Source organism: Treponema zioleckii (assembly GCF_014737315.1).
GTDB lineage: Bacteria > Spirochaetota > Spirochaetia > Treponematales > Treponemataceae > Treponema_D > Treponema_D zioleckii.
In genome coordinates, this window is the sequence record NZ_JPUF01000026.1 from 37,954 (window position 1) to 49,487 (window position 11,534).

Genomic DNA, 11,534 nt, shown 5'->3' on the forward strand with positions numbered 1-11,534 from the left:
TGCGTTAAGCTGATGATTATTTACTGCACTAGTTGTTGTGTGCTTTTGTGTTTTTGATTGTTGATGCGAAGTAGGAAATCGCGTCAACCCGCTCCGTATTCGCCCTAAAATCCTTAAAGTACGAATGATTATTGATGAGGTTTACAAACTCGTCAAAAAGGAACGTTGTGTCCATTGGGCCTGAACAAGCCTCTGGATGGAACTGGACGCTGAACGAAGGCGTGTCTGTGTAAGTGATTCCTTCGCAAGTGCCGTCGTTCGTGTTCACGAAACTCAAAACTGCACTTTTTGGAAGCGAGTCGTTCTCAACCGCGTAACCGTGGTTCTGTGACGAAATGTAGACTCGACCTGTTGCAAGTCGCTTTACAGGTTGGTTTGCTCCGCGGTGGCCGTACTTTAGTTTTGAGGTTTTTGCATTCTTTGCGAGTGCCAAAAGCTGATGGCCGAGGCAAATTCCAAAAATCGGAATGTCTTTTTCCAAAAGTTTTTTGATTTCTTCTATAATCTGAACGTTGTCGCTAGGATCTCCTGGACCGTTCGAAAGCATTATTCCGTCTGGATTTACGTCAAGAATGTCTTTTGCCGAAGCTGTGGCAGGAATTGTAACGACTTCAAGGCCTCGTTTTAAAAGCTCGCGGCGGATATTTGCTTTTGCTCCAAAATCCCAAAGAACGACTTTTTTGCCTTTTCCGTTTTTCATTGCGATTTCTGGGTCGTTTTCTTTTGTTCCGTCGGCGCGAACAGGAACCGCTTTGTATTGAGCTGACTCAGCGAATACTGTCTGTGCGTCTTTTTCGATTTTAACGGCATCGCAAGTGACTGTTTCAACGGCATTTTGAATTTTATAGGATTTTATTTCGTTAAGAAGTTTTTCTTTTTCGGTAGGATTTTGTAAAGATGCGAATTTTGCTTTTGCTTCGTCAGAATCACCAGCAATAAGCATTCCGTTCATAACACCAGCTTCTCGGAGAACTTTTGTTAAAGCTCGTGTATCAATGTCATAAAGACCAATAATGTTCTGATTTTTTAGCCAAGAATCAATCTGCCCTTCGCAGCGGAAATTGGAGGGGTCAGTGCACCAGGAACGTACAATGTAGCCTCGTACATGGATTTTTGAACTTTCCAAATCGTTCGGAATCAGACCGTAGTTTCCGATTAGTGGAAACGTTTGTGTAACAATCTGTCCGTAATAGCTAGGATCGGTGAGGGTTTCGAGATACCCGTTCATACCGGTCGTAAAAACTGCTTCGCCAATTATGCAACCCGAAGCGCCAAAACTTTTTCCTTCAAAAATCTGTCCGTTAGCCAGGACGAGGCATGCTTTAGTACTCATACTAAAGCATTATTATAGCAAATTTACAAACCTTATAAAAGCACATGCGAAGGCATAAATTTAAGTTATAAATAAAACTTAATTTAAGATTCCTCAAAAACTCGTTCTGTCGCATGGGAAGATTTGATATGCTGTAGTCGTATATCAAATAAATTACTGTTATTTTTTTGGGAGAGAAAATGAAACCAGATTTAAAAGCTTATGCCGTTCCTGCTTTTATCGCTATTTCGATTATTTTTCTGATACTTTTTAGTTTTACTTATAAAAAAATCTATGGTGTGATAAAAAACTATGAGGAAGAAAAACATATTGAACGGATGGAAAATCAATTTGAAGTATTTAAGGATCCTGCTATGGAGGCGGGTAAAAAATTTAATAAAATTTTTGAATCGTATTTAATCATCTCTTTCTTTATATGTGTTTTATTCTATGCCAAATGCCGGCCACTTTTCAAAACTTTTTTTCTAAGCTTGTTTGTGGCGCAAATTTTATATGTCAGAATAGTTTATGAAAAAATCGAAGAAAACTTAGTAGAAAATCATACTGTGCATTATTTAGTGTGCTATGGATTGATATTTGTATTGATATATGAGCTTATTTCTGTCTTTTCAGAGAAAATCTTAAAAAATAAATATGAACTGCAAGCATTAAAACGATTTATGGTTGATGATGTGGAAAATTGGATTTTAAGCTGGGCAAACTGGATTTTGCCAATTCCATTTGCATTTTTGGCTGGATATTTCCTTTTTTGATGGTAATTTTTTGTGATTTATATCAAAATTTATGAGTTGAAGATTTTTTGAAGTTACTAAAAGTAAACTCTGGAAAATAAAAAAAATCCAGCCCGAAATTGGACTGGATTTTAGCGGAGCGAGAGGGATTTGAACCCCCGATACGGTTACCCGTATGTCGGTTTTCAAGACCGATGCATTCAGCCTCTCTGCCATCGCTCCAAAAGGTGATATTTACTATATCAGTTTGTAGAATCTGTGTAAAGTGGTTTTGAGAAAATCAGAAAAAAAATTCTTTTTGTAAAATAATGTTGATTTTTTTGACTATAAAGCTAAATAAATGTTAAAATTTTTATATTTTTCATTTTTCTTATTTAAAAAACTGTGTTACACTATTTAATAGTTCTATTGAGGAGGAATTTTTAAATGGCTGAAGAAAAAGAACAGTTAAGCGCACCTCAGAAAGAGATTGATGAGTTGGTCGCTAAAGCTCAGAAAGCGTTGGAAGAATACGCTTCATACGATCAGGAAAAAATCGACTACATTGTAGCTAAAGCGAGCGTTGCAGCTCTTGATCAACATGGTTCTTTGGCAAAACTTGCTGTTGAAGAAACTAAACGAGGCGTTTTTGAAGACAAAGCCACAAAAAACCTTTTTGCGTGTGAATATGTTGTAAATCACATGCGTCACCTGAAAACTGTTGGTGTTGTTGAAGATGATGACGTTACAGGTGTTGTAAAAATTGCAGAACCTGTAGGTGTCGTTGCTGGTCTTACACCTGTTACAAACCCGACTTCTACTGCGATTTTCAAATCGCTCATCTGTTTGAAAACACGAAATCCAATTATATTTTCATTCCATCCTAGTGCAATAAAATGTTCTATTGCTGCTGCAAAAGTTGTTTATGATGCTGCTGTTGCTGCGGGAGCTCCAAAGAACTGTATTCAGTGGATTGTAGAACCTTCACTTGAAAAAACTAACCTTCTTATTGGTCATCCGGGAGTTGCGACAATTCTCGCAACTGGCGGTAACGCAATGGTTCGTTCTGCTTACTCTCAGGGTAAGCCTGCCCTTGGTGTTGGTGCTGGAAACGTTCCTGCTTACGTGGAGAAAACTTGCAACCTCAAACAGGCAATCAACGATATCGTAATGTCAAAAGCATTCGACAACGGTATGATTTGTGCTTCTGAGCAGGGTGCAATCATCGATAAAGAAATCTACAACGACGCAATCAAAACATTCAAAGAATATCGCGCATATCTTTGTAACGACAAAGAAAAGAAAATGCTCGAAAAATACATGTTCGGCGTAGACGGGGATCCGACTGTTGCTAAACTCAACGCTGTAGTTCCTGGTATGAATCCGGTTGTTCTTGCAAAGAACGCAGGTTTTGAAATTCCAGAGCGCACAAGCATCATTCTTGTTGAGTGTAAAGAAGTTGGCATGAAAGAGTGCCTTACTCGCGAAAAACTTTCTCCAGTTCTTGCAGTTCTCAAAGCTGAGAACACAGAAGACGGTATGAAGAAAGCTAAGCAGTTCCTTGAATTTGGTGGTCTCGGTCACTCGGCTGCTATCCACACTTCTAACAAGGAATTGGCTGAGAAATTCGGCGACCTCGTTCCTGCTATCCGCGTAATTTGGAACTCTCCTTCAACATTCGGTGGAATCGGTAACGTATACAACGCATTTATCCCATCTCTTACACTTGGTTGTGGTTCTTACGGACACAACTCAACAGACGACAACGTTAGTGCCGTTAACCTTTTGAACATTAAAAAATTGGGTAGGAGACGAAATAATATGCAGTGGTTTAAAGTACCGTCTAAAATCTTCTTTGAGCGTGATTCAATCGAATACATCCACCAGATGAAGGATGTTCACAAAGTTATCATCGTAACAGACCGCTCTATGGTTGAGCTTGGTTTCGTTGATAAAATCACTGATCAGTTGAAGCTCCGCCGCGATCCTGTTCAGTACCAGCTCTTCTGCGATGTTGAGCCAGATCCATCAATCCAGACTGTACGCGAAGGTGTTGAGCTTATGCGCACATTCGCTCCAGATACAATCATTGCTCTTGGTGGTGGTTCTTCTATGGACTGTGCTAAAGGTATGTGGCTCTTCTACGAGTACCCAGAAGTTGACTTCAACGACCTTAAACAGAAGTTCATGGATATCCGTAAGCGTGCATTCCGCTATCCAGACTTGGGCAAAAAAGCTAAGCTCGTTTGTATCCCAACAACATCTGGTACAGGTTCAGAGGTTACACCGTTCGCTGTTATTACAGACAAAACAGAACACAAGAAGTACCCTCTTGCTGACTACTCACTCACACCAACAATCGCTATCGTTGACCCAACATTTACTTACGGCTTGCCAAAGAAGATTGTTGCCGACACAGGTATGGACGTTCTTACACACGCAACAGAAGCTTATGTTTCAACAATGGCTAACGACTACACAGACGGTCTCTGTATTCAGGCTATTAAAATGGTATTCCAGTACCTCGAACGCTCTTACAACAACGGAGCTGCTGACACAGAAGCTCGCGAGAAGATGCACAACGCTTCTTGTCTCGCAGGTATGGCATTCGCAAATGCGTTCCTCGGTATGAACCATTCTATGGCTCACAAGATTGGTGGTGAGTTCCACGTTCCACACGGACGTGCAAACGCTATCCTCTTGCCATTCACAATCCGTTATAACGGTACACAGCCAGACAAACTTTCAACATGGCCAAAATACAACTACTTCAAGGCTGCTGAGCGATACTGCGAGCTTGCTCGTATGCTCGGTCTCCCGGCAAAAACTGTTGAAGAAGGTGTAGAGTCTTACGCTAAGGCTTGTGGTGAGCTTGGTATGCGACTTGGAATCGTCATGAACTTCAAGGGACAGGGCTTGGATGAAAAAGAGTATCTCGCTAACGTTGAGAAACTCGCTTACCTCGCTTACGAGGATCAGTGTTCTCCAGTTAACCCACGTGTTCCACTCGTTGAGGACATGAAGAAGATTCTTACAGACGCTTACTACACAGAAGAGTTTGTTGCAAAATAACAGACATTTATCCACAGGGGCGGTTCGTCCGTTCCTGTTAAAAAATGACTAATGTTTCTTGTACGCCGCACAGATTTTTCTGTGTGGCGTTTTTTTTGCCTGTATTTTTTTCAAAAATCAAATTTTCTGTCGCCCAAAATTTGGGGCATCTCTAAAAACTTAAAATTTGGATGTTTTTAGAGATTCCATTCGATTTGTTGTGACGGTGGCTCAAATATGACAATAAAAAAACTATTTTTATTCAATTTTTTGTTTTTTAGTTCATTTAATCTTTTTGCGGGAATGAAAATTTCAACAAATGAAATCAAAATCGGAATTCACTATTCAATTGGTTCATCTGTAAATATTCGAAAAACACCTTCGCTTTCTGCAGAAAAAATTGGAAAACTAAATTTTGGAGACAAAATCGAAGTCCTGGAAAAAACACAAAAATATTTTGAATCAGAAGGAATATACGATTGTTTTTATAAAATAAAAACCGACCAGGGAATCGGGTATATGTTCGGGGGATACATTTCTGACAATGCCGATTTTCTGGAAAACGGAAACAAACTGACTTATTTTGACAAGCTTTATAATTACGAAATCAGGATTCCTAAACGGCTAAGCGAAAAATCTTTCTATAAATATGCAGAAAAAAGTGATTTTGTTAGGCAGCATTATGAAAAATATACGAAGGAAAAATTTTCATATTTGCCGGAAGAAAATAACGGCTATTTTGTTTACGTTGAGTTTGCAGGTGAGTCGCCCTCCCTTGAAGAATTGTCTGACGCCGGAAAGTTTTTGGCGAATGAAAACGAAGAATCCATGATTTTCAGTTTTTCCAAAGCAAGCTTATTCGCATTCAACAAGGCAAAATCCATAAACATAAAAAAAGAGTTGATTTATAAAAAAATATCAGAACTAAAAATATTAAAAAATCAATTTACAAATACAACATTTATTTCCTGCGAAATGGTGGAAGCCAGCGAACCGCATTATGCTGAAGGCATAGAGCTTATAACTTTGCAAAACGGAGCATTTGAAATAAAAAGACGGTGCGCCACCTATGCACGCGATGGAATCTATTCAGCTCAAAACACGTTTATTTTTCCGAATGACAAGGCAGGGGAAAAAAATTACATTAGAATTAAAGGAAAATATTTTCGCGGTAATGAAATTTCTGAAGAATATGAAAGCAAAATCTTTTGGAATGGAATGGACTTTATAGAACAAAAAAACATGGAGGGAAAATGAGAAGAAATTTTTTTGTGACACTTTTGGGGTTTGTCGCACTTAATTGTTTTGCTGACATAAAAAATTTTGAAGCAAAGGAAATCTACATCGGCTATTATTTTTCTGACAATTACGCAAACGTAATTGAATACGATGTCCTTCACGACAAGAAAACACCGCAAATAAAAGAAAACGTAGATTCTTTGATTGAAGAAATAAAAAATGCAGGCTATGCAGAAAAACGCTATTCATACGAATATTTTAAATCTGCAGAAGAATCGATTTCGAATGAAGGAAAATACGCAAAAATAAATCTTGATTTAATCACTTATCAGACAGCAAATCTTGAAACCATAACTGACTTATTTTCTAAAACATTAAGGCGGAAAGTTTTAGTAAAAATCGAAGACGGCAAATTGAATCTTTATTTTGACGGCAGCGGAATCCAAATCCGGTCAAACAATACCGAAGCCGCTTACCAAAAAGATAATCAAATCATTCTTTCCTGGCCGGCAAGATTGAGCAAGATGGAACTGGTTTTTGGAATCGAAAATGATAATTCAGAATCAATCTTGCAATTTGTGAACGGGAAGATTTCAAGTCCTGAAAAATCTGCTGAAGAAATTGACTGTATGAAAAATGCTTCTCCGGCTTTGGATAAGCTGGAACAGCAGTATCAGGACGATTGCGACATCGTAAGGCTTCAGCATCTGTTATATTACGGAAAACTCATAGAAGAATACAAGGAAAAAACTGGAAAATATCCTTTTCAGGGCGAAAAGCAGCAGGTCTATTCTCTAATTTTTAATAAAAATCAAAAAAAATACTGCAAGGACACGAATCCAAATAAACATAAGCAAATATCGCCGAAGAAGTTTTTTGCTGAACTGGAAAAGGGGTTAGGACGCAAAGTAGAGCAGCTGTTTGACCCTCAGTATGTTCCCAGCGGCAGGCCGGTTTTTTATATTTATATGATTGATGGAAATCAATACTTTTTTGCGGTTCATCTTTCCAAATATTATTCATTTTCAAAGAAAGTCGATTCAAACTATTATAAAGCTGAACTTTCCAATGTTTCTGACTCGGAATATAAGTTTTATACGGTAAAAGATTTGGAAAATGACAAAAATTATCAAAATGCCGCATCCAGGCAGATGGGCGGATATTTTGACTTGCGAAAGAACGAGCATATAAGGGAATATGAATAGCGCGAGAGACATGGTTTGAAAAACTTCTGAATGGTGCTAAAACTGAACTCCGATTTTAAAGTTTAAGAAAAGTTTTATAGGATTTAACAGAGATTTATTGTAGAATACACGAGAGGTTTTTGTTATGAATTTTATAGAACTTTTTGGATATTTAGGTTCCTTTCTTGTAATACTTTCGATGTTGATGAATTCGATGACAAAATTGAGAATTATAAACACGGCAGGCTGTATTATCTGCGTAATTTACGCTCTCATCATCAAGTCTTATCCCGTTGCAGTCATGAACGGCGCGTTGGCAATCATCAATATCGTAAAATTGGTGTTAAGAAAACAGTAAGTAAGCTAAAGACGCTAGCATAACGAATAAAAATCAACTGTAATTCTGAACCTGTTTCCGATTCTGATTCTAGAGATTCCGAAACAAGTTCGGAATGACACAGGTTTTTAGCATTTGCTATACTAGGTTAAGGCACCACGGCGGGGCGAGTTTTCGTTCCTCCGTGGTGTTTTTTTTGCCATTCTATCGGGTGAGCTTTCGGTAGACGGTTTTGTGCGGAACGTCGTCGTCGATTCCGAGGACGTTTTTCTTCCATTCAACGTATTCTGACCAGTTGCCTTCGAAGAAATTCATTTCAGAATTGTTCTCGAATGCCAGAATGTGTGTGCAGATTCGGTCAAGGAAGTAGCGGTCGTGGCTTACTACAAGAACAACTCCCGCGAACGAGTTGATTGCTTCTTCGAGGGAACGGGTTGTGGTAATGTCCAAATCGTTCGTCGGTTCGTCCAAAAGAAGTACGTTTCCAGCTTCCTGGAACATAAGACCCATGTTCAGGCGGTTCTTTTCTCCGCCGGAAAGCACGCTGATTTTTTTGTTCTGCTCTGCGCTGTTAAAGTTGAACCATGAACAGTAAGCGTGTGCGTTAACTTCGCGGACAGCTCCGTTGATTGCGTGGCCTTTTTCATCAACTGCACCGAGTTTTACAAGGTCGCTTCCGCGGCTCAGCGTTTCGTAAACGGTTTTATTCGGGTCGAGTTTTGAGCGCATCTGGTCAACGTAAACGAGTTTTACGGTGTTTCCGATTTTGATTGAGCCTGAATCCGGCTGAACTTCGCCCATCGTTCCGTCTGGGAGTTCTACTTTTTGACCTGCGGCTGTGGCAATCATTTTAAAGAGCGTGGTTTTACCGGCACCGTTCGGTCCGATGATTCCTACGACTGCACCTGCAGGAATGTGGAAATCAAGATTTTCAAAAAGAACTTTGTCTTCGTAAGATTTCGTGAGCTTTTCTGCATCGATTACGACACTTCCCAAACGCGGGCCTGCCGGAATCGAAATCTGAGTGTCTTTAAGCTGAATTCTCTTTGATTCTTCGGCAAGGAGTGCTTCGTACTTTGTGATGTGCTCTTTATGTTTTGCCTGCCGTCCCTTTGCGCCAGCGTGAATCCATTCCAATTCTTCTTTCATTTCGCGCTGTCTGGTTGAAGCCTGTTTTTCTTCAAGTTCAAGACGCTTCTGTTTTGCTTCGAGCCATTCAGAATAATTTCCCTTGAACGGATAGCCTTCGCCACGATCCATTTCAAGAATCCAGCCTGCAACGTTGTCGAGGAAGTATCGGTCGTGAGTGATTGCGATGATTGTTCCCGGATAGTCTTTAAGATGACGTTCAAGCCAGGCTACAGTTTCTGCGTCCAAGTGGTTCGTCGGTTCGTCCAAAAGAAGGATGTCCGGCTTTTGCAAAAGCAGGCGGCACAAAGCGACTCGGCGACGTTCACCACCGGAAAGCACGTCTACAATCTGGTCGCCCGGAGGACATCGCAAAGCGTCCATCGCAAGCTCCAGATTTGCGTCAAGATTCCAGGCGTCGGCTGCGTCGAGTTTTTCCTGAATTTCTGCCTGCCGTGCGCAAAGCTTGTCAAAATCTGCGTCCGGGTCGCCAAAGGCTTCGTTCACTTTGTCAAATTCTGCGAGCAAATCTGTTATTGGCTTTACGCCTTCTTTTACGACTTCGAGAACCGTTTTTCCGGGTTCAAGGTAAGGTTCCTGTTCCAAATAGCCCATTGAATAACCTGGCAAAAGTTGTGTTTCGCCAGTGTAGTCTGTGTCTTTTCCTGCGAAAATCTTGAAGAGAGATGATTTTCCGGCTCCGTTCTCACCGATTACGCCAATTTTTGCACCGTAGTAGTAAGAAATCGAAATATCTTTAAGAACTACTTTAGTTCCATACGCACGTGAAACGTGCTCCATCGTGTAAATGATTTTTTTATCGTCAAAAGTCTTTGCCATATTTTTTTAGTATATCAAAAGAGTTTAAAGAAAAATAGAGTTGGATTCTGCAAGTTGGACAGAAATGGAAGGAAAAAACGCGACATTCGCCCTGGAATTTAAAAGTCCGAATGTTGAATTTTTAAGTCAATGTAAAGAAATGCGTTCGTTATCACTTTTGAAACTCGAAATTGAGAGTAAAAGTGATTTTTTATTATTTTCCTATAATTCATATTGATTTAGTGTGAAATAATTGATATATTCCTTTATCAATACGAGGAGATATTTTATGGAATTAAACGGTCTTGATTTAGCGGCTCTTGGGTCAGTTCTTGTTTCATTTGCTATCCTGTTTTTATTAAAAAAGAAATGTAATCTGAATTTTGGGTTACGTACCTTGATTGCAACTGTTTTTGGACTTGTTATTGGTCTTGTATTCAAAAAACATTTTACTTATGTAGCGGCTTTTGGAACGGTCTACGTAAATGCTCTTCAGGCGTTTGTTGTGCCTCTTCTTTTAGTCAGTGTGATTGCAAGCATTACGAATCTTGGTTCGTCAATAAAATTGCAGAAAATCGGACTAAAATCCGTTTTCTTTCTTCTATTAAATACCCTGAGTGCAGCTCTTCTTGCTCTTTTTGCTTCCGTCGTTCTTAACATTGGTGCAGGATTTAATTATGCAGCAGAGGAAAGTACGGCAAAAACAGTTCCTTCTCTTGCAAATACATTGATTGCACTTTTCCCAAAAAATATTGTGGGGGAATGGGGAAGCAATAGTGTGGTTCCAGTTCTTATTTTTGGAATCATTATTGCATTGTCTTATAATAAGCTTGCTAGGACAAAGGGTGAAGAAGTAAAATCTTTCAAATCTTTTGTTGATGCGGCAAATAAAGTTGTTGGAAAAGCTGTCAGTTTTATTATTGGCTTTACGCCTTATGCCGTTACTTCTTTGATTGCCCGTGCAGTCGGTAGAAGCAATGTTTCTGACTTAATTCCGTTGCTTGGCGTGCTTGTGGTTGCTTATGTGCTTTGTGCATTGCAGATTTTTGGTATTGAGAGTCTTTTAATTACTTTTGTTGCCAAATTGAACCCATTCGTATTCTTAAAGAAAATTCTTCCGGCAGGAATTGTTGCTTTTACATCGCAAAGTAGCGTTGGAACCTTGCCTGTAACTGTTCGCCAGCTCACCAGTAAGCTTGGGGTAAATGGTGACGTGGCTTCGTTTACGGCAGGGCTGGGAGCAAATCTTGGAATGCCAGGTTGTGCTGGAATTTGGCCTGTGCTTTTGGCTGTATTTACGATTCATCAGCAGGGGATTTCTTATTCTGTTGGGCAATATGTTTTGCTTATCTTGTTCACTATTCTTGTTTCAATCGGAACTGTTGGTGTTCCAGGAACGGCGACAATAACAGCAACTGCACTTTTTACGGCAGTGGGACTTCCTGTAGAGTTTATTGTTCTTTTCTCTCCAATTTCTTCGATTGTTGATATGGCCAGAACTGCGACAAACGTGGTTGGTGCCGCGACGGCTTCTGTTCTTGTGGCCGAAGCTGAAGGTCTTCTTGACAAGGAAGTTTACTATGATAAAAAAATCGTGGCTGATGATAATTCGGGTTTTGTGGCAAATACCGAAGCTTCGGAGGCAAAAACAATAGTCTATACGGAAAATGACGAAAGTTGCTCTTGCGCAATTTAGTTTTGAAAAGATAAAAATAAAATAAAATTTTATAATT

At 39.6% G+C, this 11,534-nt stretch carries 8 protein-coding genes and 1 tRNA gene; 6 read left to right on the forward strand and 3 right to left on the reverse strand.

Features of this window, described 5'->3' with window-relative positions:
* Positions 1 to 28: 28 nt before the first annotated feature.
* Positions 29 to 1,333, reverse strand: coding sequence for a carbamoyl phosphate synthase small subunit (locus JI65_RS08470; RefSeq protein WP_191015197.1), 1,305 nt, complete (start codon positions 1,331 to 1,333; stop codon positions 29 to 31).
* A gap of 179 nt (positions 1,334 to 1,512) precedes the next feature.
* Between JI65_RS08470 and JI65_RS08475 the strand changes: the two genes are divergently transcribed.
* Positions 1,513 to 2,085, forward strand: coding sequence for a hypothetical protein (locus JI65_RS08475; RefSeq protein ID WP_191015200.1), 573 nt, complete (start codon positions 1,513 to 1,515; stop codon positions 2,083 to 2,085).
* Positions 2,086 to 2,199: 114 nt separating this feature from the next.
* Here the strand turns inward: JI65_RS08475 and JI65_RS08480 are convergent.
* Positions 2,200 to 2,286, reverse strand: a tRNA-Ser gene (locus JI65_RS08480).
* 204 nt (positions 2,287 to 2,490) lie between these two features.
* On the opposite strand from JI65_RS08480, the gene adhE reads away from it, so the two are divergent.
* The 4 genes from adhE to JI65_RS08500 all read left to right on the forward strand — a co-directional run bounded on the left by adhE (position 2,491) and on the right by JI65_RS08500 (position 7,875).
* Positions 2,491 to 5,115, forward strand: a complete 2,625-nt coding sequence (gene adhE / locus JI65_RS08485; protein ID WP_191015203.1) for a bifunctional acetaldehyde-CoA/alcohol dehydrogenase — start codon at positions 2,491 to 2,493, stop codon at positions 5,113 to 5,115.
* A gap of 282 nt (positions 5,116 to 5,397) precedes the next feature.
* The gene (locus tag JI65_RS08490; protein WP_191015206.1) at positions 5,398 to 6,351 is read left to right on the forward strand and encodes an SH3 domain-containing protein; all 954 of its coding nucleotides are present in this window, start codon (positions 5,398 to 5,400) and stop codon (positions 6,349 to 6,351) included.
* Positions 6,348 to 7,538 (forward strand): hypothetical protein, encoded by a 1,191-nt coding sequence (locus JI65_RS08495; protein WP_191015208.1) that lies wholly within the window; start codon positions 6,348 to 6,350, stop codon positions 7,536 to 7,538. The genes JI65_RS08490 and JI65_RS08495 overlap by 4 nt, the downstream gene beginning before the upstream one ends.
* A gap of 124 nt (positions 7,539 to 7,662) precedes the next feature.
* Positions 7,663 to 7,875, forward strand: a complete 213-nt coding sequence (locus JI65_RS08500) for a YgjV family protein (protein WP_191015211.1) — start codon at positions 7,663 to 7,665, stop codon at positions 7,873 to 7,875.
* Between the two features lie 183 nt (positions 7,876 to 8,058).
* Here JI65_RS08500 and ettA read toward each other — a convergent pair whose 3' ends face one another.
* On the reverse strand, positions 8,059 to 9,822 hold the full coding sequence (gene ettA / locus JI65_RS08505; RefSeq protein ID WP_191015214.1) for an energy-dependent translational throttle protein EttA: 1,764 nt from the start codon (positions 9,820 to 9,822) through the stop codon (positions 8,059 to 8,061).
* 268 nt (positions 9,823 to 10,090) lie between these two features.
* Between ettA and JI65_RS08510 the strand changes: the two genes are divergently transcribed.
* A complete protein-coding gene (locus tag JI65_RS08510; protein WP_191015216.1) occupies positions 10,091 to 11,497 on the forward strand; it encodes a dicarboxylate/amino acid:cation symporter in 1,407 nt (468 codons plus the stop codon).
* The last annotated feature ends 37 nt before the right edge of the window (positions 11,498 to 11,534 follow it).